Source organism: Sphaerisporangium sp. TRM90804 (genome assembly GCF_029846175.1).
Taxonomy (GTDB): domain Bacteria; phylum Actinomycetota; class Actinomycetes; order Streptosporangiales; family Streptosporangiaceae; genus Sphaerisporangium.
Map to the genome: position 1 here is coordinate 323,200 of NZ_JARWAC010000002.1, position 22,828 is coordinate 346,027.

At 71.8% G+C, this 22,828-nt stretch carries 17 protein-coding genes; 11 read left to right on the forward strand and 6 right to left on the reverse strand.

Annotated elements, in window-relative coordinates; translation table 11 throughout:
- The 3 genes from PYR91_RS03120 to PYR91_RS03130 are packed head-to-tail and all read left to right on the forward strand — an operon-like array spanning position 1 to position 4,143.
- On the forward strand, positions 1–816 hold the full coding sequence (locus tag PYR91_RS03120) for an energy-coupling factor transporter transmembrane component T (RefSeq protein ID WP_279777215.1): 816 nt from the start codon (positions 1–3) through the stop codon (positions 814–816).
- Positions 804–2,111: an amidohydrolase family protein gene (locus tag PYR91_RS03125; protein ID WP_279777216.1), complete on the forward strand. Its 1,308-nt coding sequence runs from the start codon at positions 804–806 to the stop codon at positions 2,109–2,111. Before PYR91_RS03120 ends, PYR91_RS03125 begins: the two co-directional genes overlap by 13 nt.
- Positions 2,112–2,118: 7 nt before the next feature.
- Complete coding sequence (locus tag PYR91_RS03130) at positions 2,119–4,143, forward strand: nitrate- and nitrite sensing domain-containing protein (protein WP_279777217.1); 2,025 nt, start codon at positions 2,119–2,121, stop codon at positions 4,141–4,143.
- 50 nt (positions 4,144–4,193) lie between these two features.
- Here PYR91_RS03130 and PYR91_RS03135 read toward each other — a convergent pair whose 3' ends face one another.
- Positions 4,194–4,850, reverse strand: a complete 657-nt coding sequence (locus PYR91_RS03135) for an HAD family hydrolase (RefSeq protein WP_279777218.1) — start codon at positions 4,848–4,850, stop codon at positions 4,194–4,196.
- Positions 4,851–5,169: 319 nt separating this feature from the next.
- Here PYR91_RS03135 and PYR91_RS03140 point away from each other — a divergent pair, with 319 nt between their 5' ends.
- Positions 5,170–6,549 carry a hypothetical protein gene (locus PYR91_RS03140; RefSeq protein ID WP_279777219.1) on the forward strand — a complete coding sequence of 460 codons (1,380 nt, stop codon included), beginning with the start codon at positions 5,170–5,172 and terminating at the stop codon, positions 6,547–6,549.
- Positions 6,550–7,092: 543 nt separating this feature from the next.
- Positions 7,093–7,563, forward strand: coding sequence for a Uma2 family endonuclease (locus tag PYR91_RS03145; protein ID WP_279777220.1), 471 nt, complete (start codon positions 7,093–7,095; stop codon positions 7,561–7,563).
- A 65-nt stretch (positions 7,564–7,628) separates the two neighbouring features.
- Here the strand turns inward: PYR91_RS03145 and hrpA are convergent, their stop codons facing one another.
- The 3 genes from hrpA to ppgK all read right to left on the reverse strand — a co-directional run bounded on the left by hrpA (position 7,629) and on the right by ppgK (position 12,966).
- Positions 7,629–11,519, reverse strand: a complete 3,891-nt coding sequence (hrpA, locus tag PYR91_RS03150) for an ATP-dependent RNA helicase HrpA (RefSeq protein WP_279777221.1) — start codon at positions 11,517–11,519, stop codon at positions 7,629–7,631.
- Positions 11,520–11,624: 105 nt separating this feature from the next.
- Complete coding sequence (locus PYR91_RS03155; protein ID WP_279777222.1) at positions 11,625–12,086, reverse strand: ATP-binding protein; 462 nt, start codon at positions 12,084–12,086, stop codon at positions 11,625–11,627.
- 121 nt (positions 12,087–12,207) lie between these two features.
- Positions 12,208–12,966 (reverse strand): polyphosphate--glucose phosphotransferase, encoded by a 759-nt coding sequence (gene ppgK, locus PYR91_RS03160; RefSeq protein ID WP_279777223.1) that lies wholly within the window; start codon positions 12,964–12,966, stop codon positions 12,208–12,210.
- Positions 12,967–13,118: 152 nt separating this feature from the next.
- Here ppgK and PYR91_RS03165 point away from each other — a divergent pair, with 152 nt between their 5' ends.
- Positions 13,119–14,195 (forward strand): hypothetical protein, encoded by a 1,077-nt coding sequence (locus PYR91_RS03165; RefSeq protein ID WP_279777224.1) that lies wholly within the window; start codon positions 13,119–13,121, stop codon positions 14,193–14,195.
- Between the two features lie 66 nt (positions 14,196–14,261).
- Complete coding sequence (locus PYR91_RS03170) at positions 14,262–15,014, forward strand: metallophosphoesterase (protein WP_279777225.1); 753 nt, start codon at positions 14,262–14,264, stop codon at positions 15,012–15,014.
- Between the two features lie 55 nt (positions 15,015–15,069).
- Here the strand turns inward: PYR91_RS03170 and PYR91_RS03175 are convergent, their stop codons facing one another.
- Entirely contained in the window at positions 15,070–16,395 is a 1,326-nt protein-coding gene (locus PYR91_RS03175; RefSeq protein ID WP_279777375.1) for a cation:dicarboxylase symporter family transporter, read from the reverse strand.
- Positions 16,396–16,716: 321 nt separating this feature from the next.
- On the opposite strand from PYR91_RS03175, the gene PYR91_RS03180 reads away from it, so the two are divergent.
- The gene (locus PYR91_RS03180) at positions 16,717–18,345 is read left to right on the forward strand and encodes a sensor histidine kinase (RefSeq protein ID WP_279777226.1); all 1,629 of its coding nucleotides are present in this window, start codon (positions 16,717–16,719) and stop codon (positions 18,343–18,345) included.
- On the forward strand, positions 18,342–19,013 hold the full coding sequence (locus tag PYR91_RS03185; RefSeq protein ID WP_279777227.1) for a response regulator: 672 nt from the start codon (positions 18,342–18,344) through the stop codon (positions 19,011–19,013). Before PYR91_RS03180 ends, PYR91_RS03185 begins: the two co-directional genes overlap by 4 nt.
- Positions 19,014–19,054: 41 nt before the next feature.
- Here PYR91_RS03185 and PYR91_RS03190 read toward each other — a convergent pair whose 3' ends face one another.
- The gene (locus tag PYR91_RS03190) at positions 19,055–19,246 is read right to left on the reverse strand and encodes a DUF2795 domain-containing protein (protein WP_279777228.1); all 192 of its coding nucleotides are present in this window, start codon (positions 19,244–19,246) and stop codon (positions 19,055–19,057) included.
- 499 nt (positions 19,247–19,745) lie between these two features.
- On the opposite strand from PYR91_RS03190, the gene lanKC reads away from it, so the two are divergent.
- Together lanKC and PYR91_RS03200 are read left to right on the forward strand one after the other, a co-directional pair.
- The gene (gene lanKC / locus PYR91_RS03195; RefSeq protein WP_279777229.1) at positions 19,746–22,541 is read left to right on the forward strand and encodes a class III lanthionine synthetase LanKC; all 2,796 of its coding nucleotides are present in this window, start codon (positions 19,746–19,748) and stop codon (positions 22,539–22,541) included.
- Positions 22,542–22,548: 7 nt separating this feature from the next.
- Positions 22,549–22,671, forward strand: coding sequence for a SapB/AmfS family lanthipeptide (locus tag PYR91_RS03200; RefSeq protein ID WP_279777230.1), 123 nt, complete (start codon positions 22,549–22,551; stop codon positions 22,669–22,671).
- Positions 22,672–22,828: the final 157 nt, after the last annotated feature.

Genomic DNA, 22,828 nt, shown 5'->3' on the forward strand with positions numbered 1-22,828 from the left:
GTGGATGTCACGCCGCGCTATCTGGGCGCGGGGTCCTTCCTGAGCCGCCGCGATCCGCGGGTGCTCCTGCTGGTCCCCGTGCTGTACCTCGTAGCCGTGGCGGGGATCGACGACCTGCGCGCCATCCTGGCGTGCACGGTGGCCGCGCTCGTGTACTACCGCGCCGCGGGCATCCCGTGGCGCGGTGTGCGGGCCAACTGGGCCTTCATGCTGGCCTTCACCACCCTGCTCGTCGTCGTGAACAGCGTCATCACCTCGACCGACACCCGCGCCGGCGGCGAGGTGCTCTTCACGGTCCCGCTCACCGGCAGCGACATCACCTGGGCCACGCTGTCGTACGCCGCGACCGTTCTCGTGCGGTACATCTCCCTGGCCATGGTGAGCTTCCCGGTGGCGTTCAACATCCGGCCGTCCGACCTGGGGGTGGCGTTCGCGCGTCTCGGGCTGTCGCAGCGGCTGGCCTACGGCGTCGACCTGACGTTCCGCTTCCTGCCCTCCACGTGGGCGAGCTTCCGCGAGACCATCGACGCCCAGCGCATCCGGGGCTACGAGCACCCGCGCGGCCGCAACCCGGTGAAGCGGCTGCTCGCCCTGAAGCCGGTGGTCATCCCGGTGACCGTCAACGCGCTGATCGACGCCGAGGACACGGTCAACGCGATGGACCTGCGGGGGTTCGGCGGCCGCACGCGCACCTGGATGCGGGAGCTGGCCTTCGACCGCGTCGACTACTCGATCCTGGCGGGGTTCGCCGCCATGGCCGCGGTGATGGTGGCCGCCCGGTTCCTCGGCCTGACGGAGTCGGTATGGGTGCCGTGATCCACTCCGCGCCGCTGGTCATGCCGGTCTCCCGTCCCCCCGTCGCCGACGGCGCGGTGGCCGTGCGGCACGGCTGCGTGCAGGCCGTGGGCTCCCGCCGCGACGTCCTGGCCTCACACCCGGGGGCCGAGGAGATCCGCTGGCCGGGCATGCTGGTGGCCGGGCTGGTCAACGCCCACACGCACCTGCAGTTCACCCGCATGGCCGACGTCGGGCGCCGGGTGTACAGCACGTTCGAGGAGTGGTCGGGCGCCTTCGACGCGGTCTACTTCTCCTCCGCAGGCGCCGACTGGGCGTCGGCCGCCCGGGAGGGCGCGCTGCTCGCGCTGCGCCACGGCACGACGGCGGTCGCCGACGTCGTCACCGACGTCGAGGCGGTGCCCGTCCTCGCCGAGACGGGGCTGGCGGGCATCTCGTACCTGGAGGTGCTCGGCGACACCGACACGAGCTGGGCCCAGGCCGGGCGCCACAGGCTGGCCACCCACGTGCACGAACTGGGCGACTCCGCCGCGATCGGCGTCTCGCCGCACGCGCCGTACACCCTGGACACCGGAGTGCTGGCCGACCTCGCCATCCTCACCCGCGCGTTCGGGCTGCGCCGGCACATCCACCTGCTGGAGTCCGCGCACGAGCGGGAGTACACGGTGTCCGGCACCGGGCCCATCGCCCAGCTCGTCAGGGACCTGGGGTTCGACTTCGAGATCCTGCGCGTGGGCGGCACCGGGCACGGGCCGGTGGCGTTCCTTGACTCCCTCGGCCTGCTCGGACCGCAGTGCCACGTCGCGCACGGCGTCCACCTCGACGCCTCGGAGCGCGCGCTGCTTCGCGAGCGCGGCGTCAGCGTGGCCCTGTGCCCGCGTTCCAACCGCACCCTCGGCCTGGACGGCCCGCCGGTGGCCGCGCTGCTCGACGAGGGCGGCCCGATCGCGGTGGGCACCGACTCCCTGGCCTCCTCGCCCTCGCTCGACCTGCTCGAAGACGTCCGCCTGCTGCGCGACCTCGCCCGCGAGCAGGGCTACCGGGCGCCCGACCTGTCGCGGCGGCTGGTCGAGGCCGCGACGGCCGGCGGCGCCCGCGCCCTGGGCCTTTCCGCCGGGCCCGGCCGCATCGGCTCCCTCGCCCCCGGCTCGCGCGCCGACTTCGCCGTCTTCTCCGTCGACCCGGACGGGCGCGACCCGTACGACGCGCTGGTCGCCGACGGCGCGGGACGGTGCGTCGCCACCGTCACCGGCGCCGGGCGGGCAGGCCGCGTCCACCTTGCCGATTCCACCGCGGAGGTACGTCGTGGGTGCTGACCCCACAGTGAACGTCGCGGACCCGGGCCGGGCTCCGCGCCGGATCGCCTTCCCCCGGCCGAACGCCAGGCACGCGGACCCGGCGCTGCGCAACCGCACGATCCGCTTCAAGCTGTACTCGCTGCTCAGCCTGCCCATCGCCGCGCTCATCCTGCTGTGGGTGTTCATCACCGGGCACATCGTGGGCGACTTCTTCGAGCAGCGCAGGGCTGCCACGCTGTACGACCAGGTGGCGGCGCCCGCGCAGATGCTGGCCGAGCGGCTCGGGCTGGAGCGCCGGCAGTCCGCGCTGTTCCTCAGCGGCACCGGCCCCGAAGGCGGGCGCCTCGGGCCGGCGCGGCACGCGACCGACCAGGCGGTGGTGCTGTTCCACCAGCGCGCCACCTCCTTGGAGGGGCAGTCGGCCACCGGGCCCGAGGTCGTCGAGCGGGTGGTCGAGCTGGAGAGACAGCTGGAGAGCCTGACGGTGATCCGCGAGGACGTGGACGGCCGGGTGATGAGCCGCCTGCGCGCCATCCAGGAGTACACCCGCATCCAGGACACCCTCTACCGCCTTTACGACGGGCTGGTCACCGTCCCGGAGCTGTCGCTCTACCGGCAGGCGGTCGGGCTGCAGACCATCACCAGGGCGCGGGAGCTGCTCTCGCAGGAGGACGCCCTGCTCTCAGGGGCGATCGAGCAGGGTTCGCTGCCCGCCGAGGAGCAGCGGGCCTTCGCCCAGACGGTCGCCGGGCGGCGGCTGCTGCTCGGCCGCGGCGTCCAGGCGCTGGACGCCGAGCTGCGCCCGCCGTACGACCGGCTGCTGGACTCCACCGAGTACCGGCGGTTCACCACCATGGAGAACCAGGTCGTCTCGCGGGGCGACCTGCCCGTGGACGCCACCGCCTGGCAGCCGCTGGCCCAGACGCTGGGGGCGCGCATGGACACGCTCGCCGCCGACCGGGCCCGGATGCTCAACGACCGGGCGAGCGCCGGCGCGTCGGTCATCATCACGCAGATCGTGGTCGCGGGCGGCGTCGGCCTGCTGGCGATCCTGGCCGCGGTGGTGCTGTCGACCCGGCTCGGCCGCGGGCTCGCGCGTGAGCTGACCGACCTTCGCAGCGCGGCCCTGGACCTCGCCGACGTGCGGCTGCCGCGCGTGGTGGCCAAGCTGCGCGACAGCGAGCCGGTGGACGTGGACACCGAGGCGCCGCCCATCGTCATCGACGGCACCACGGTGGAGGCGCAGGACGTCGCCCAGGCGTTGTCGACGGTGCGGCGCACCGCGGTCGAGGCCGCCGTCGGGCAGGCAGACCTGCGCAAGGGCGTCAGCCAGGTGTTCCGCAACCTGGCCCGGCGCAACCAGTCGCTGCTGCACCGCCAGCTCACCCAGCTCGACACGATGCAGCGCAAGACCAACGCGCCCGACGCGCTGGCCGACCTGTTCCGCCTGGACCACCTCACCACGCGCATGCGGCGCCAGGCCGAGGGCCTGATCATCCTCTCGGGCGCCCCGGCGGGCCGGGCGTGGCGCAAGCCCGTGCCGATGCACGACGTGGTGCGCGGAGCGGTCGCCGAGGTCGAGGACTACAAACGCGTCACCGTGCTGCCGATGTCGGACACCGCGCTGGTGGGGACCGCGGTCGCCGACGTGATCCATATGCTGGCCGAGCTGGTCGAGAACGCCACCGTGTTCTCCCCGCCGAGCACCCGCGTCACCATCAGGGGCCAGCTCGTGGGCCGGGGCTTCGCCGTCGAGATCGAGGACCGGGGCCTCGGCATGAACGACGAGGACCGCGCCGAGGTCAACCGCCGTCTCATCGACCCCCCGGAGTTCAACCTGGCCGACAGCGACCGTCTGGGCCTGTTCGTGGTGAGCCGCCTGGCCTCCCGCCACGACGTGATGGTCACCCTCCGCCGCTCCCCCTACGGCGGCACCACCGCCGTGGTCCTGCTCCCCCACTCCTTGATCATCCCCCCACCCCAAGACCCCCCGGCCCCCGACCGCCCCCCGACCCCCGCCGACCAGCCCGCCACCACCGACCCCCACTAGGCCACCATCCAGCGCCGCCACCCACCGTCTCCCGTCTCGCCTCGGGGCGGTTACAGGAGGTCGGTGGCCAGGGCTTGGGGGAGGTCGGTGATGCGGTTGACGACGAGGTCGGCCAGGGCGGCGTCGGGGCGTTCGGCGTGGAGGTGGCCCCAGGGGCCGCGGCGGAGCAGGGCGGTGCGCATGCCGGCGGCGCGGGCGGGGAGCACGTCGTTGTCGAGGCGGTCGCCGACGTAGAGGATCTCGGCGGGGTCGCGGCCGACGACGGCGGCGACCTTCGCGAAGAACGCCTGGTCGGGCTTGCTGACGCCCCACCCCGCCGAAGTGTGGACGGAGTCGGCCGGGAGGTCCATCGCGGTCAGCGCGTCGTAGGCCTGGGGGGGCTGGTTGCCCGCGATGACCACCCGGTACCCGGCCTCGCGCAGCGCCGCCAGGCCGGGGCGCACGTCGGGATACAGGTCGTCGGCGTCGAAGTTCTCCCTCAGGCCGTCCGGATCCTCCCGCCGCCAGGCGTCGATCTCGGCCGCGAGGTCGAGGCCGGGCCGCACCACCTGGAAGGCGTGCGCGTGCGGCAGGTCGAGCGCGGCCATGCCGCCGAGCACGCCGAGCATGGTGAACCGCGACACCCCCAGCCGGTCGGCCCAGCGCGACCAGATGCGCGTCTCGTCGATGAGCGTCTCCCCGACGTCGAACACCAGCGCACGGATCACCCGGACAGTCCTCTCTCTCGGCCCGTCACGACCCTACTCGCCGTCGTTCCTCACCTTTCCGGCGGTGCCCCGCCATGCTCACAGAGCTCCAGAGAACCCGCCGGCCCCTTCAACCGCGTTCCGGTGCATTTCGTGATATATGAGCATTTATATTCGCCCACCTGGCCGAAAGCGGACAGGCAGGCACAGCCAATTGCCCCGAATATTCGTCTGATTTACACTGCTCAAGCTGCCGATTCCCGCTTGATTTCTCGCCCCGCCATTCGGCGACGACTTCCCTCTGATCTGCACGACAAACCCTCTACGGAAGGGGCTCTTCATGATGCCCGTCCAGCCCTCCCCCGACAGCGCCATGCGTGGTGATCGGACGAGGCCGAAGCCCGAACCGGGGAAGCCCGCGCCCACCGACTTCCAGCTGCTGCTGGCCCGGCTGGAAGACCATGTGAAGGAAGCCGGCGTCACCCAGGTGATGATCTCCCAGCCCGCGCTGAACCTGTTCCAGGCCGCCGTCGCCGACCCCGGCATCGACGCGCTCCCCGCCCACCAGAAGCAGAACCTCGACGTCCACGTGGACGCGGCGATGCACGCCTGCGCCTTCATGGTCGCCGGCAGCTCGGTCCAGGGGTACGTGGACATGGTCACGCTGAAGGCGGCCGCGTCGTACGGGGCGGACGTCCTGCACCACGAAGCGACCGAGGCCGAGAGGGAGCAGGTGAAGGCACGGGTGCGCGCGCGGTTCGAGCCGCACGTCGTCGCCGCCGAGCGGCAGGTCTACGCGAACACGGCCGCGATCCCCGCCGACATCAAGGCCCTGATCGCCAACCACGCGCCCAACTCGCTGAAGGACCCGCTCACCGAGGCCGCCGAGCAGGTCCGCGCCGCGAGCCATATGCCGGTCGACCCCGACGTCGGCCAGAAGGCCAAGCTCGCCGAGGCCCTGGAAGCGCTGCCGGTGGTGAAGGCCATGTACAGCGGCAAGATCGCCAAGGGCTCCGGCGCCGAGGGCGGCAGCCTTCCCAAGATCGTCGCGACCGACGGGGCCAAGACGCAGAAGCACTTCCAGAAGCACGCCGAGGCGTTCTACAAGAACGCGCCGATCGGGATGATGATCTACGCCGCCCTCGTCCTCCCGTCCCGCCGCCCGCCGGAGCAGCACGTCGCGAACATCGAGATCACCGAGGACACCGTCGAGCCCGGCCGGTTCTGGATCGGCACCCGCGTGACGAAGTACCGCGCGAACGCCGCGCGCGTCGGCAACAAGGTGTGCCTCTCGGTGATGGACGAGATCTCCACCGTCGTGCACGAGATCGGCCACCAGGTCGAGTTCTACCTGCCCGTGGTCGAATGGATGCGCCTCCAGCGCATTCTCCACACGCGCATGAACGGCGCCGTGCTTCTCGACATTTACGGCGACGGAAAAGAACCCGCCTACGACGTGACCGCGATGCCCGCCTTCGAGCATTACTACGGGCTCAAGGGACAGAGCAGAACCGGAAAGCTGTATCCCGCCAAGGTGTATTCGTCGGGCGACACCGAGCTGGTCTCGATGACCATGCAGTTCTTCAGCCAGCCGGACACCGCGAAGCTCATGATCCAGCTCGACCCGGTGCTGGCCGGCACCGTCCTGCGCGCCATCCGCCCCGACGACTTCGCCGCCGACAGGTTCCCCGTCGACATGGCCCAGCTCCTCCCGTCCTGACCACGCTCCAGGCGGGGAGGGCGGAGCACGCCACAGCCTCACGGGCGCTTCCCGCCGCCCACCCGCGAACACCGGAGAGGTCACTCAGCTAGACCCAGGAGGGCCGGGCCACCCCCGGCCCTCCCGCATGTCCGGCCCTCCACGCCTCCAACCTTCCACACTTAGTCAGCGGAAGATCACCCACCGCGTTCAACACCCTTCCGCACGCCTCACCTGGAATACTGAGTGTGTCCGACCGAACACGGAAAGGACCGAACCATGGCCACCACGACGAAGAAGTCCCGCACCAAGCGCGTCCCCCCTTCGCCCCCGTCCCCCCCGCCCGCCATTGAGTTCGCGGACCTCACGCAGCCGCAAGAGGAGACCGCCGCACTCCAGCCGCCCCCCGGCCCGCAGCCGAAGCCGGAACCACGGCCACCGGCACGACATGCCACGTTCGTTCCTTCGCCGGAATCGGGGGACCTTCCCCTCCCGACCACACCGCGCGAACTGTTCGACGCCCTGCCACAGCTTCCCCTCCACATCGAGATTCTCAACGGGAGAATGATCGTGAGCCCGATGGGCACCCCCGAGCACGGCCGTTCCGCCATGCAGTTGTACCGCGCCCTCCTGCCGTGCATCGACGCGCGGGGCTGGGAGGCGTTCACGGGAAACGTCGACGTGTGCGCCGAGGGGCCACGTGAGCCGCTCGTTCCCGACTTCGTGCTCGCGCCCGTCGACTGCCCGCGCTGGGGCCTGCGCGAGCTGCTGTCCTCCGGTCTGGTGCTGGTGGCCGAGGTGGTGTCGGCGGGCAGCGTTCGTGAGGATCGAGAGGAGAAGCCCCGCGTCTACGCGCGTGGGAACGTCCCGATGATGCTCGTGATCGACCCGGTGGCCTCGCCGCCGGCGGTCAGCCTGTTCGGCGATCCCGAGGACGGCCGGTATCAGACGGTCACCCAGGTCACCATGGGCAAGCCCCTGCACCTGCCCGAACCGATCGACTTCGACCTCGACACCGCGATCTTCCTCCCCTGAGCGCCCGGCCGGTGGGCCGACACGGTCGCGGGGCGGGCCAGGCACGGGCGCCGACGGTGGGCGGATCAGGGGAGCAGGTCGGCCATGGCCTTGCGGATGCGTTTCTCCGAGACGGGGTACGGGGTGCCGAGGGTCTGGGCGAAGAAGCTGACCCGGAGCTCCTCCAGCATCCAGCGGACGGCGACGACGCGCTCCTCGGTGCGGCGCTCGGGCGGGAGGCGGTCGAGGGTCTCCTCGTAGGCGGCGTGGATCTCGTCGAGCTGGAGCATCCGCTCCCGGTCGCGGTAGGGGTCGTCGGGCAGCTTCTCCAGGCGGCGTTCGACCGCCCTGAGATAGCGCTGCAGGTCGGGGAGCCTGCGGAAGCCGGTGCCGGTGACGAAGCCCGGGTGGATCAGGCCCGACAGGTGCTCGCCGATCTCCTCCAGGGTGTCCGCCGGGCTCTTCATGCCGCTCAGGGTGGTGCGGGCGGCCTGCCAGACGGTGAGGATTCCCTCGACGCGCGAGACGACCTCGGACGTCGTGTCGTACAGCTCGGCGCGCACGTGGTCGTGGATGCGCCTGAAGTGCTCGGCGGTCCAGGCGGGGCCGCCGGCCTCGGCGATGAGCTTGTCGGCCGCGCAGGTGACGCAGTCCTCGAACAGCGCGGCGGCGTCGCGGTGCGGGCTGTGGCTGAGGGCCAGCTTCTGCCTGGTGGTGAGGCCGCGCAGGATGGCCTTGGCCGGTGAGGTGACGTTCAGCAGCACCAGGCGGCGGGCGCCGGCCCACATCGCGGCGCGCTGCTCGGCCTCGGTCTCGAAGACGCGGACGGCGACCCCCGCGCCCTCGTCGACCAGGGCGGGGTAGGCGCGCAGGCGGCCCTGCTCGAACACCTTGGGCAGCTCGCCGATGGTCCACGAGCGCAGGCCCGAACGTTCGAGATGCTCGCCCGCGCGGGCGAGCGTGGCGCGCATCTTGGGGGCGAGGCGTCGTTTGAGCGCCGTGAGGTCCTTGTCCTCGGCGACCGTGCGCCTGCGCTCGTCGACCACGCGGTAGGTGACGCGCAGGTGGTCGGGCAGGCGCGCCGGATCCCAGGCGTCCGGCGGCACCCGTACGCCGGTGAGGTTGAACAGCTCGCGGCCGACGGCCTCGGTCAGCGGCTCGCCGCCCGGGGTCACCCGCTCCAGGACCCGCTTGGCGAAGTTCGGCGCGGGCACGAAGTTGCGGCGCACCGGCTTGGGCAGCGAGCGGATCAGCTCGGTGACCAGCTCCTCGCGCAGGCCGGGGATCTGCCAGTCGAAGCCGTGGTCCTCGACCTGGTTGAGCACCTGCAGCGGGACGTGCACGGTGACGCCGTCGGCGTCGGCGCCCGGCTCGAACTGGTAGCTGAGCCGCATGCGCTGGCCCTGCTGCCGCCACACGTCGGGGTAGGCGTCCTGCAGGCCGCCGGCGTCCGCCCCCTGGTTGATGAGCATGTCGGTGGAGAACGTCAGCAGCTCGGGCTCGGACTCGCGCGCGGTCTTCCACCAGGAGTCGAAGTGGGCGGCCGACACCACGCTCTCGGGCACCCGCTGGTCGTAGAAGTCGAAGAGCGTCTCGTCGTCCACCAGGATGTCGCGGCGCCTGGCGCGGTTCTCCAGCTCCTCGACCTCCGACAGCAGCCTGCGGTTCTCCTTGAGGAAGCCGTGGTGGGTCTCCCAGTCGCCCTCGACCAGGGCGTGCCGGATGAACAGGTCGCGCGACAGCTCCGGGTCGATGCGGCCGTAGTTGACCTTGCGGTCGACCACGATGGGCACCCCGTACAGCGTGACCTTCTCGAGCGCGACGACGGCGCCCTGGTTGCGCTCCCAGTGCGGCTCGCTGTAGTTGCGCTTGACCAGGTGGGCGGCGAGCGGCTCCACCCACTCGGGCTCGATCTTGGCGACCACCCGCGCCCACAGCCGGGAGGTCTCCACCAGCTCGCCGGCCATCACCCAGCGGGGCTGCTTCCTGGCCAGCGCCGAGCCGGGGAAGATGGCGAACCGCGCGTTGCGCGCCCCGACGTACTCACGCATCGGACGCCGGCGCGGGCCTTCGTCCTTCTTGTCGGCCTTCTCGACGTCCATCAGCCCGATGTGCGACAGCAGCCCGGCCAGCAGGGAGACGTGGATGCGCTGCGCGTCGGGCCGGACGGTGTTGAGGGTGACGCCCATGCCCTTGGCGACCTGCTTGAGCTGGCTGTAGATGTCCTGCCACTCGCGCACGCGCAGGTAGTTGAGGAAGTCGGCCTTGCACATGCGCCGGAACTGGCTGGAGGACAGCTCGCGCTGCTGCTCGCGGATGAACTCCCACAGGTTGAGATAGGTGAGGAAGTCCGACTCCTTGTCGACGTAACGCGCGTGCTTCTGGTCGGCCTGGGCCTGCTTCTCCGAGGGCCGCTCCCGCGGGTCCTGGATGGACAGCGCGGCGGCGATCACCATGACCTCGGCGGCGCAGCCGTTGCCGTCGGCCTCCAGCACCATGCGGGCCAGGCGCGGGTCGATCGGGAGCTGCGCGAGCCGGCCGCCGACCGGGGTCATCTTGCGGTGCTGGTCGAAGGCGCCCAGCTCGATGAGCAGGTTGACGCCGTCCTTCACCTGCCGCTGGTCGGGCGGCTCGACGAACGGGAACGCCCCGATGTCGCCCAGGCCGAGCGAGGTCATCTGCAGGATGACCGACGCCAGGTTGGTGCGCAGGATCTCCGGGTCGGTGAACTCCGGCCTGCCGGTGAAGTCGTCCTCGTCGTACAGGCGGATGCACACGCCGTCGGAGGTGCGCCCGCAGCGGCCCTTGCGCTGGTTGGCGGACGCCTGCGAGATCGGCTCGATCGGCAGGCGCTGCACCTTGAGCCGGTGGCTGTAGCGGGAGACGCGGGCGAAGCCGGGGTCGACGACGTACTTGATGCCCGGCACGGTGAGCGAGGTCTCGGCGACGTTGGTGGCCAGCACGATCCTGCGCCCGCGGTGCCGCTGGAACACCCGGTGCTGCTCGCCCGCCGACAGCCGGGCGTACAGCGGGAGGACCTCCTCCTGGCGGCCCTTGAGCGCCTCGGCGGTGTCCCTGATCTCGCGCTCGCCGCTGAGGAAGACCAGGATGTCGCCGGGCCCCTCGGCGCACAGCTCGTCGACCGCCTCCACGATGGCCTGCGCCTGGTCCTCCTGCTCCTCGGTGATCGGCCGGTAGCGGACCTCGACGGGGTAGGTGCGGCCGGACACCTCGACGATGGGCGCGCCGCCGAAGTGGCGGGAGAACCGGTCGGGGTCGATGGTGGCCGAGGTGATGACGACCTTCAGGTCGGGCCGGCGGGGCAGCAGCTGCTTCAGGTAGCCGAGGATGAAGTCGATGTTGAGGCTGCGCTCGTGCGCCTCGTCGATGATCAGCGTGTCGTACCGGGACAGAAGCCGGTCGCGCTGCATCTCGGCCAGCAGGATGCCGTCGGTCATCAGCTTGACCAGGGTGCCCTCGCCGGAGTGGTCGGTGAAGCGCACCTTGTAGCCGACGGCCTCGCCCAGCGGGGTGTCCAGCTCCTCGGCGATGCGCTCGGCCACCGTGCGGGCGGCGATCCGCCGCGGCTGGGTGTGCCCGATCTGGCCCCTGACCCCCCGGCCGAGCTCCAGGCAGATCTTGGGGATCTGCGTGGTCTTGCCGCTGCCGGTCTCCCCCGCGACGATGACCACCTGGTTGTCGCGGATGGCCGCCAGGATGTCGTCCTTGCGCTGGCTGACCGGCAGGTTCTCGGGGTAGGTGATCGGCGGCGTCAGCGCCCGCCGGGCGCCGACCCGGGCCTCGGCCGCCTGGATCTCGCTGGCGACCTGCTCGGTGATCGCCCGCAGCGCCTTGCCGTCCCTGACCCTCCTGGCGCCGTCGAGGCGCCGGCGCAGCCTGAGCTCGTCGCGCAGCATGAGCGCGGGCAGGCGGTCCTGAAGGTCGGTGAGGGGTGATTTCAACGCAGGCGTTCCCATGATCGCTTTCCCGGCCGTCCCGTCGGACGGCCGCCACCCGAAAGGATAAGCAACCCGCCCCCGGTCACCGCCAATCGATTACCGGGAGCGATCAGGCCGGGCCCGTCAGCGGGAGATCAACATCAGCCCCGGCGAGTCTTCGACGAACTTCAGCGTCTTCTCCAGGCACACGATCGCGCCCCTGCGCGGACGGTTGCTGAAGCGCACGTCGTCGGCGAGCGCGCGCATGATCTGCAGCCCGCGGCCGTTCTCGGCCATGGGAGAGCCGTCCTCGCCGAGGTCGAGCGGGGACTTGCTGCCTTCGACCTGCTCGGGGGTGAACCCGCTGCCGGTGTCGACCACGGTGATCACGCACTGGTCTCCGGCGAGCTCGACGCTGACGGTGTACTCGTCGGCCTCGGTGGCGTGCCTGATCACGTTCGAACACGCCTCGGAGAGCATCAGCTCGATGTCGTCCCTGATCGAGCGCTCGACCCCGAGCACGTCCAACTCCGCTCCGAGCACCTGCCGGGTGACGGACACGCTCGCCGCGTCCCGCGGCAGGCGCAAAGAGATGGTCACCTCCATGCTTCCTCCATCCCAAGCATCCGCGTGTGTCTCATCGTCCGTTACTAGGTGCCCTCAGAGACCGGCCCAAACACCGAGGTCGTCCGTCAACGACGATCTCCCCCGCGCAGGGCCGCTCCCTTCAGGCGCGCACTCCCGCGCCCACGGGGGGAACGGCCGCCAGCGCCGCGCCGATGATGCCCGCGTTGTTCTGCAGGGCGGCGGTGACGACCGGCGTGTTCGGCAGGTGGATGTGCGGGAGGAACCGCTCGGGCTTCTTGCTGACCCCGCCGCCGATGACGATCAGGGACGGCGACAGCAGCATCTCGACGTGCTCCAGGTACTCCTGCACGCGGTGCGCCCACTTGTCCCAGCTCAGGTCGTGCTTCTCGCGGGCGTGGTCGGAGGCGCGGTGCTCGGCCTCGTGGCCGTCGATCTCCAGGTGCCCGAACTCGGTGTTCGGGACGAGCACGCCGTCCATGATCAGGGCGCTGCCGATGCCGGTGCCGAAGGTGAGCATGAGGATCAGGCCCTTGCGGCCCCGCCCGGTGCCGAACCGCGCCTCGGCCACGCCCGCGGCGTCGGCGTCGTTCAGGACGACCACCTCCCGGCCGGTGGCCTCGGTGAACAGCTTGCGCGCGTCCAGGCCGATCCACGCGCGGTCGACGTTCGCGGCGGTGCGGGTCACCCCGTCGGCGACCACGCCGGGGAAGGTGACCCCCACCGGGCCCGTCCACGAGAAGTGGTCCACGATCTGGCGGACCACCTCGGCGACCGGCGCGGGCTCCGAGGGGGACGGCGTAGGGATGCGGAAGCGCTCGCCCAGCAGCGTCCCGGCCTCCGTGTCGACCGGGGCGCCCTTGATGCCCGACCCGCCGATGTCGATACCCAGTACGTTCATGACACTCCTCACCGAAGCCCGTGCGGCCGGGCGCCTACGTCTTCGTCCCGTCTTCCCGCGCGGGGGCGGGTCGAACAGGCCGAGAAGGCACATCTACCACTGGATCACCGGATCGGCGGTATCGAGGGGACCGATCTGGTAGGGATGTCTAGGTGATTCCCATCCGCGTTCCCCTGGTGACGGCCCTGGCGACCGCGGTGCTGACCACCGGCACAGTGGGCTGCGCCGCCCCGGCGGCACCGGTCTCCGGCTCCGGCGCGCCGGCCCCCGCCTCCGGGGCCCCCGCCTCCGCCGCGACGCCGGCCGCCTCCGGCGGCACGCCGACGGCCGGCGCCAACGGGGCACCGGCCTCCGCCGGCACGAGCACGCCCCCGCGGCCGGCCTCCGCCACGGCGCCGCGCGTGCCGGCCGGCACCACGGCGGCGTACATGGTCGTCGACCGGGTCACGGGCAAGGCGACGCTCTCCCGCAACGCGCACGCCCGGTTCAGGTCGGCGTCCGTGGTCAAGATCCTGATCGCCCTGGACTACCTGGAGTCCCGCGAGGCGGGCGCCGAGATCCCGTCCGGCGACCGCGCCCTGCTCGCCCGCATGCTCCGGTCCAGCGACGACGACGCCGCCACCTCCTTCTGGGGACGCGGCGGCCAGGGAAAGATCATCTACCGCATGGCGCGCCGGGCCGGGCTGCGCGACTCCGGGCCGCCGCCCGCCGGAAAGCCCGGCTTCTGGGGCTACACCGCGCTCAGCGTGTCCGACGTGGTGCGCACCTACCGCTACCTGCTCGATCACGCCAGGCCCGCGAACCGCGCGCTGATCCTCGGGCACCTGCGCGCCGCCACCGAGTGCGCCTCCGACGGCTTCGACCAGTACTTCGGCATCCCGCGCGCCGTCCCCCGACCCTGGGCCGTCAAGCAGGGCTGGTCGGGCTACGGCACCGTGCCCGCGGTTCCCTGCTCCGGCGCGGCCGGCGCCTCGCCGCCCGCGGGCGGCGCGTCCGGCCCCGCGAGCACCCCGGCCCCGGCGCGCACGCCCGCGCCCGGCACCGTGCGCCTCACTCCCCCGGTCGACCTCAGCCGCCCGGTCCTGCACACGACGGGCCTGGCCGGCAAGGGCGACCGCCTGATCCTCGCCGTGCTCACCCTCCAGCCGGCCGGCTCGTCGTACCGCGACTCCGCCGCCCGCCTGACCACCCTCGCCAAGCAGGTCTACCTCGCCGGCCGTCCGGGCTAGACGCATGGGTCTCCCGTGGCCGGCGAGTCGGGCCGGCGGCCGTACCGACCGAAGGGAGCCCCGGCGGTGATCGTTATCGCCCACCTCAGCGACGTCCACGTCGACGACGACCGGCGCAGCGTCGAACGCACGCGCGCCGTCATGGAATACCTGGAGGATCTCCCCTACGACCTGGACGCCGTCCTGGTCACCGGGGACATCGCCGACCACGCCCTGCCGGCCGAGTACGAGCGGGCCCGCCGGCTGCTGACCTCCCGGCACCCGCTGCTGATCTGTCCCGGCAACCACGACGAGCGCGCCGCGTTCCGGCGGCACATGCTCGGGCAGCCGGAGTCGGCGTCACCGGTCAACCAGGCGCACCACGCGCCCGGCGTCGTCATCGCCCTGTGCGACTCCTCCGTGCCCGGCAAGGACGAGGGCTTCCTGGAGGACGAGACGCTCGCGTGGCTGGACGACGTCCTGGCGCGGGCCCCGGCCGGGGTGCCCGTCCTGGTCGGCTTCCACCACCCGCCGGTCCCGCTGCACATCCCCTACGTCGACGCCATCCGCCAGTTCGGCGCGGAGCGCCTCGCCGCGATCGCGGCCCGCCGCCCCAACCTCACGGCCTTCCTGGCCGGGCACGCCCACACCTCCGCGGCGACCACCTTCGCCGGGCGCCCGCTGCTGGTGGCGCCGGGAGTCGTCTCCACGCTCCGGCTCCCCTGGGAGCACCGGGCGCACGCCGAGGACCCCCTCGACCTCGCGCAGCCGCCCGGGGTCGCCTTCCACGTCCTGGACGACGCGGGGCGGCTGACCACCCACTACCGGGTCGTCCCGTGAACGGCCGGACGCCCGCCGCCGGCGGTGCCGGGGCGGGCGTCCAGGCGTCCGGGCGCTAGCGGGGGGACATGGCCGGGGCGCGGTCGGCGGGCGGGGCCGGGGGCGGTGCCGAGTTGCCGGCGTGGTCGTCCACCAGGGTGGCCTCGTCGAAGGGAGCCCGGCCGGCGAGGACCTCCTCGGCGCGGTCACGGTCGAAGTCGTCGACCCACGTGGCGATCAGGACGGTGGCCACGGCGTTGCCGGCGAAGTTGGTCAGCGCGCGCGCCTCGGACATGAACCGGTCGATGCCGACGATGAGGCCCACGCCGTCCACCAGGGCGGGGCGGTGCGACTGGAGCGCGCCGGCCAGCGTGGCGAGGCCCGCGCCGGTGACGCCCGCGGCGCCCTTGGAGGCGATCATCATGAAGATCAGCAGGGAGACCTGCTCGCCGATCGACAGCGGGGCGCCGGTCGCGCTGGCCACGAACAGCGTCGCCATCGTCAGGTAGATCATGGTGCCGTCGAGGTTGAACGAGTAGCCCGTCGGCACGGTGATGCCGACGACCGTGCGGCTCGCCCCGAGGTGCTCCATCTTGGCGATCAGGCGGGGAAGCGCCGACTCCGAGGAGGACGTCGACAGGATGAGCAGGAACTCGCGGCCCAGGTAGCGCAGCAGCGACCAGAGGTTGATACGGGCGACGAGCCACAGCACAGGGCCGAGCACGAAGCCGACGAACAGCACGCAGGTCAGGTAGAAGCCCAGCATGAGCATGCCGAGGCTCGCCAGCGCGTCGAACCCGCCCGCGCCGGTGACCGCCGCCATGGCGCCGAACGCGCCGATCGGGGCGGCCCACATGATCATGGCCAGGATGCGGAACACCAGCCGCTGGATGTGGGCGATGCCGGACAGGATCGGCGCCCCGCGGGTGCCCATGAGCTGCAGCGCGAAGCCGGTGAGCAGCGCCACCAGCAGCGTCTGCAGCACCTGCCCCTCGGTGAACGCCGAGACCAGCGTCGTCGGGATGATGCCGAGCAGGAAGGTGACCGTGTCGCTCTCGCCGCCCTTGGCGGCCTGCTCCTCGCCGGCCTTGCGCAGCTCGTCGGTCAGCAGCAGGCCCTCGCCCGGGTGGACCAGGTTGCCCACCACGAGGCCGATGAGCAGCGCGACCAGGGACATGGTGATGAAGTAGCCCAGCGCCAGGCCGCCCACCTTGCCGACCTTGGCGGCCTGCGCCACCGAGCCGACGCCGAGCACGATGGTGCAGAAGATGATGGGGCTGATCATCATCTTGATCAGGTTGACGAAGCCGGTGCCGAGCGGCTTCAGGGCCACCCCGGCGTCGGGGGCCGCCAGGCCGACCGCGATGCCCGCGATCACCGCGATGATCACGCCGATGTACAACCAGTGAGTGCGGTCCCGGTGCGCCGGGCGCGGGGACGGGTCCGGGGGCTGAGGCGCCGCCGGGGGCGTAGGCGTGGTCACGCGGCCCTCCTTGTCGTGGTGAGGATGGTGTTACGTCCGGTCGAGCGACTATGCCGCGCGCAGTGACCTAGGTCACCATTGCGTACATTTCGTGCATTGCGGTGGTTGGCCGTAGTGTGCCCGCGACGAGCAGGAACGCGCTCCGGCGGCCATGACGGCTCGCTACCCCCGGAGACGCCCGACCATGTGAAGCCGGCGGTGATCCTTGAACAGCCCCGCTGAGCCCCCACGTCCAAGCCGATGAACGCGACGGTACCGAGAAGGATCAAGGCACGCCTGGGACGGCTGAGCCTGGCGCGCCAGATGCTCGCGCTCCAGGTGGTGGTCGTCGGCGTCACCGTGGCGGGCGGCATCATGCTCGCCGCCTTCCAGACCCGCGACCTGCTCGTCGACGAGGCCGCCAGGACGGCCGGCGCGACGGCGGTGAGCGTCGCCGCGTCCCCGTCCGTCCTCGACGCGCTCGACGACCCCGACCCCTCCGCCGCGCTCCAGCCGTACGCCGAGCGGGTGCGCCTGGAGGCCGGGCTGGACTTCATCACGATCATGAGCACGGCCGGGCTGCGGTACACCCATCCGGACCCCGGGCGCATCGGAGGCCGGTTCCTCGGCAACACGGCGCCCGCCCTGGCCGGGACCACGTTCACCGAGACCTACACCGGCACGCTGGGGCCGTCGGTGCGCGCCGTCACGCCGGTGCGCGACGCCGGCGGGCGGGTGCGCGCGCTGGTCAGCGCGGGCATCACGATCGAGAAGATCAGCGCGCAACTCCGCGAGCGGGTGGTGGGCGCGGTGCTCACCGGCGCGCTCGGGCTGTCGGCGGGCACCGCGGGCACGTACCTGGTCAGCGCGCGCCTGCGCCGCCAGACCCACGGGATGCGGTCGGCCGAGCTGAGCCGCATGTACGAGTACCACAACGCGATCCTGCACGCGGTGCGCGAGGGGCTCCTGCTGCTGGACGGCGAGCACCGGCTGACCCTGTCCAACGACGGCGCGCGGGAGCTGCTCGGCCTGCCCGCGGGCGCCGAGGGCCTGCACGTCGCCGACCTCGGGCTGCCGCCCTCCCTGGCCGAGTCCCTGGACTCCGGCGAGGACCGCGCCGACGAGATCCACCTGACCGGCGATCGGGTGCTCGTGGTGAGCTGCGCCGTCGTCCGGTCAGGCTCACGCTCGCTGGGCACGGTGGTGACCCTGCGCGACCACACCGAGCTCCAGGCGCTCACCGGCCAGCTCGACGCCGAGCGCGGGTTCGCCGAGTCGCTCCGCTCGGCCGCGCACGAGGCGGCCAACCGGCTGCACACGGTGGTGACGCTCGTCGAGCTCGGCCGGGGCGAGCAGGCGGTGGCGTTCGCCACGGCGGAGCTGCGGGCGGCCCAGCAGCTCACCGACCGCGTGGTCGGCGCGGTGCGCGAACCCGTGCTGGCGGCCCTGCTGCTCGGCAAGACCGCCGAGGCTGCCGAGCGGGGCGTCGAGCTGCGCATCGACCCGGAAAGCGAGCTGGACGACGTCACCCTCGACGCCCGCGACCTGGTCACCATCCTCGGCAACCTGATCGACAACGCGGTGGAGGCGGCGACGGGCGGCGCCCCGCCCGCGGTCGTTTCCGTCCGCCTGCGCGGGGACGACGGCGTGTTCCTGTTCCGCGTCACCGACAGCGGGCCCGGGCTGGGCCCGGAGGCGGCCGAGGAGGCGTTCCGGCGCGGATGGACGACCAAGGGCGACGGCCGGGGCCTGGGGCTGGCGATGGTGGCCCAGGCGGTCCGCCGGCTGCGCGGCACCGTCGAGGTCGCGCGGGCCGGCGAGGGCACGGTCTTCAGCGTCCGGCTGCCCCTCCCGGACGCCGCGCCGGGCTCGGGGAGGGACGAGCCGTGATCTCGGTTCTGATCGTCGAGGACGAGGAGCTGACCGCCGAGGCGAACCGCCTGCACGTCCAGCGGGTGCCCGGCTTCGAGGTCGTGGGCGTGGCCCGCTCGGGCGGGGAGGCGCTGCGGTTCCTGCGCACCCGCCGCGCCGACCTGGTGCTGCTCGACCTGTACCTGCCCGACATGCACGGCCTCGACCTGTGCCGGACGCTGCGCGCGGCCGGCGTGCTGTGCGACGTGATCGCCGTGACGTCCGCGCGCGACCTGTCGGTGGTCCGGTCGGCGGTGTCGGTGGGGGTCGTCCAGTACCTGCTCAAGCCCTTCGGCTTCGCCGCGCTGAGCGAGAAGCTCGAACGCTACGCCGAGTTCCGCTCCTCGACGGGACGCGCCGGGGAGGTCAGCGGCCAGGGTGAGGTGGACCGCGCGCTGTCGGCTCTGCGGGGGACGGGGAGGTCGGCGCTGCCGAAGGGGATGACCGAGGCCACCCTGGAGGCGGTGGCGGCCGAGCTGCGCAAGGCCCCGGAGGGGATGTCGGCGCAGGCCGTGGGCGCGGCCATCGGCGTCTCCCGGGTCACGGCCCGGCGGTACCTGGAGCACCTCGTCGAGACGGGCGCCCTGCGCCGGGTCCCGCGGTACGGCGGGCTCGGACGGCCGGAGCTGGTCTACCAAGGGACCTGACGCCGGCGAGTCCTCCGCGGAACCCGGATAACTTCAGTGAATCAGCTCTTCGCTAGTGATTTGCTGACGGCGTTCGGGCCGTCGTACGCCTGCTCCGGGAGCCGCTCCAGCGCCTTCATCGCCTGCCCGTCCGCGTTCTGCTTCCTGGCGTGCTCGATGAGGGCTTGCTTGGTCGCCGGATAGTCAACTCCGGACAAAAATTTCTGGACGTGGATGAAGTCCACCTGAGTCATGATTCCCCCTAAGTCCTGAGAAGGATCGTGTCCAGCACCGGAGCGGAGAAACCCGCCGACCCCACCTCCGAGAAACCGGCTGCGCGAGTCTTTACGCCCCTGGTGCAGCCCGAAAAAGGACCGGCGAGGGGTCGGCGGAGGCTTACACGAGACCGATTCGGGTTCGGCTCCGCCAGTCAAGCTGGTAAGACGGCACCGCCGGCGGCCACGGCCGCCCTCGACGGGCCCGGCCGTCCGGCCGGCCGGAACACACTTCGGCCGCAGGCCAGGGGGTGTATCCAGCGGGCTGTATCCCTCGTATGACCGTAACCCAGGAAATTTGCTCAAGTCAGGGACTTGTCTGGAGATGAGGAATCACAGGTCAATGAGGCCGACTGTGACGAGAGTCATGAAACCAATAGTGACATGTGCATATGTCGGCAATGGAAAGCGTCACTAGGCACGGCTGGGGTTATCCGTAATTCTCCTCCTAGCGATCGAACGGGAGAGGGTGCGACGGGTGATCGACAAATACGAGATGTATTGCCTGGCCGATCCACTGTTTTACGACACCCTTGACAACCAGCGCACCAGGTACCCTGACTACGCTATAGCAGGGAATGAGGTACCGGCCGGCTGGCAGCACCGCGCCACCGAAACCTGGCTCCACTACGTGCCCGAGGACAACTCACTACCCCTTCAGGGCTGGAAGATTCATGTGTCCTCCTGCCTGGAGGACGCGGAGCGCACTCTTGAGGCCGTCTGGGACTACTGCGTGGGCCGCCGGCTGCCGTTCAAGTTCCTGCGCGGGCCGCGCGTCGTCATCATGCTCAACTCCAAGTACGCCGACCGGGGCAGCAGCGGCAAGCTGGTGACGATCTACCCGTCGGACGAGAACGAGATGGAGCTGGTGCTCAAGGAGCTCGGCGAGCTCCTGCACGGCGTCCGCGGGCCGTACATCCTCAGCGACCTGCGCATCGGCGAGGGCCCGCTGTTCGTCCGGTACGGCGGCTTCGCCGAGCGGTACTGCCTGACCAGCGGCCGCGAGCGTGTCCTGGCCATCGAGGACGCGGACGGCGTCCTGGTGCCCGACCGGCGGGGGCCCACGTTCTCCCCTCCCCCGTGGATCACGCTGCCCGACTTCCTGGAGCCGCACCTCGCCGCGCGCAACGCGGTGACCGTCGGCGACCTGCCGTACAAGATCGAGAAGGTGCTGCACTTCTCCAACGGCGGCGGCGTGTACAAGGCGGTCGACACCCGCACCGGCGAGGTCGTGGTGCTCAAGGAGGCCAGGCCGCACGCCGGGCTGGACGCCATCGGACGCGACGCGGTCGCGCGCCTCCAGTACGAGGCGCAGATCATGCGCCGCCTGGAGGGGCTGCGGGTCGTCCCGGCCATCCGCGACTACTTCACGCTGGGCGACCACCACTTCCTGGTGGAGGAGTTCATCGACGGCACCACGCTGAGCCAGGAGTCGATCCACCGCCACCCGCTCACCCGGGCCCACATCTCCGACGAGGACGCCGCCGAGTTCACCGAGTGGGCGCTCGACATGCTCGCCCGCGTCGACGAGGCCGTCAGCGCCCTGCACGAGCGCGGAGTCGTCTTCGGCGACCTGCACCCGTTCAACATCCTGGTGGAGGGCGACCGGGTCGTCCTGATCGACTTCGAGGTGGCGACGCTCGCCGAGCAGAAGGCGCGGCCGACCCTGGCCCACCCCGGCTTCTGCCCGCCGCCCGACCGCCTCGGCGTGGAGGCCGACAAGTACGCCCAGGCGTGCCTGCGACTCGGCCTCTTCGCCCCCATGTCGACGGTGCTGATCCCGCTCCACCGCGCCAAGGCGATCCACCTGGCCGAGATGGTGCGCACCACCTTCCCCGTGCCGCGGGAGTTCGTGGACGAGGCCGTCCGCACCATCCTGGGCGACGACGCCGGCACCCTCGGCGCCCCGGCCGCGGAGACGTCACCGGTGGACGCCGGGCGCCCCGCCGCGGCCACCGAACGGACCTCTCCCGCGAGCGCCACGCAGCCGCCCGCGGGAGAGGTCGGCCAAGCGGCCTCGACGGACCGCAAGGAGACCCCGGCGATGGACGCCGCCGCGCGCAGGCCCGGCCAGGGCACCGGCAGCGCCGGACGCACGGCCATGCGGGAGCTCCCGATGCCCGGCCGCGCGTCCTGGGAAGAGGTGCGCGCCGCGGCCTGCCGCGCCATCGTGGCCTCGGCCACCCCTGACCGCGCCGACCGGCTCTTCCCCGGCGACGTGGTGCAGTTCCAGCCCGGCGGGGGCCTCAACCTGGCGACCGGCGCGGCGGGTGTCCTGTACGCCCTGGCGGTGACCGGCGCCGGCCGCTTCCCCGAGTACGAGGCCTGGCTCAAGAAGCACGCCCTGGCCCCCCGGCCCGGCACCGGCCTCGGCTTCTACGACGGCCTGCACGGCGTCGCCTACGCGTTCGACGCGCTCGGCGACCGGCAGGGCGCCCTCGACCTGGTCGCCCTGCTGCAGCGGGAGCGGTGGGAGCAGCTCGGCCAGAGCCTGTACGCCGGGCTCTCCGGCATCGGGCTCAACCTCCTGCACTTCGGCCGCACGGCCGGCGAGCCCTCCCTGGTGGAGGCCGCGGTCAAGGTGACCGGCATGGTGGCCGACCGCCTCGGCTCCGTCGACAGCGTGCCCGAGGTCAGCGGCGGCACCAACCCGCACGCGGGACTGCTGCGCGGCTCCTCGGGACCGGCCCTGCTGTTCCTGCGCGTGTACGAGGCCACCGGCGACCCCTCCCTGCTCGACCACGCGGCCGTCGCCCTCCGGCAGGACCTGCGTCGCTGCACCCACCGCGACGACGGACAGCTCCAGGTGCAGCAGGGATGGCGGACCAATCCGTATCTCGACGAGGGGTCGGCGGGTATCGGGCTCATCCTCGCCCAGTACCTGGCCCACCGCGAGGACGAGGAGTTCCGGCGGGCGCTCGGGGACATCGCCCCGGTGGCCACCCTGGACTACTACGTGCAGTCGGGCCTGTTCGCCGGCCGGGGTGGCATGATCTCGGCGCTGTGCGCGGGGATCCGCCCCGGGGTGGACCGCACCTCGCCGCTGGTGGCGGACCAGATCCGCCGCCTGGCCTGGCACGCGATCCCCTACGGCGACGGGCTCGCCTTCCCCGGCAACCAGTTGCTCCGGCTCTCGATGGACCTCGCGAGCGGCACGGCCGGCGTGGTCTTCGCACTGGGCACCGCGCTGCACGACCAGCCGGTGCACCTGCCCTTCATCTCGCCTCCCGGCAATCCCGCCGGGCCGGTGGACTCCGACCAGGAAGGGAGGTGAAGACGACATGGCACTCCTCGACCTGCAGGACATGGCCCCTGACGGTGGTCACGGCGGCGGCGGCAGCAACCTGAGCCTCCTGGGATGCACCCCGCACGAGAACAGCAGCCTCAGCATCCTCTGCGGCTGACGTTCCAGCACGACCAGCACGAGTCAGAAGACATCACGAAAGGACGAAACATCATGGCGCTTCTCGACCTGCAGAACATGGACGTTCCCACCGGCGGCGGCGGTGGCGGCTCCAACCTGAGCCTCGTCGGGTGCACCCCCCACGAGAACAGCAGCCT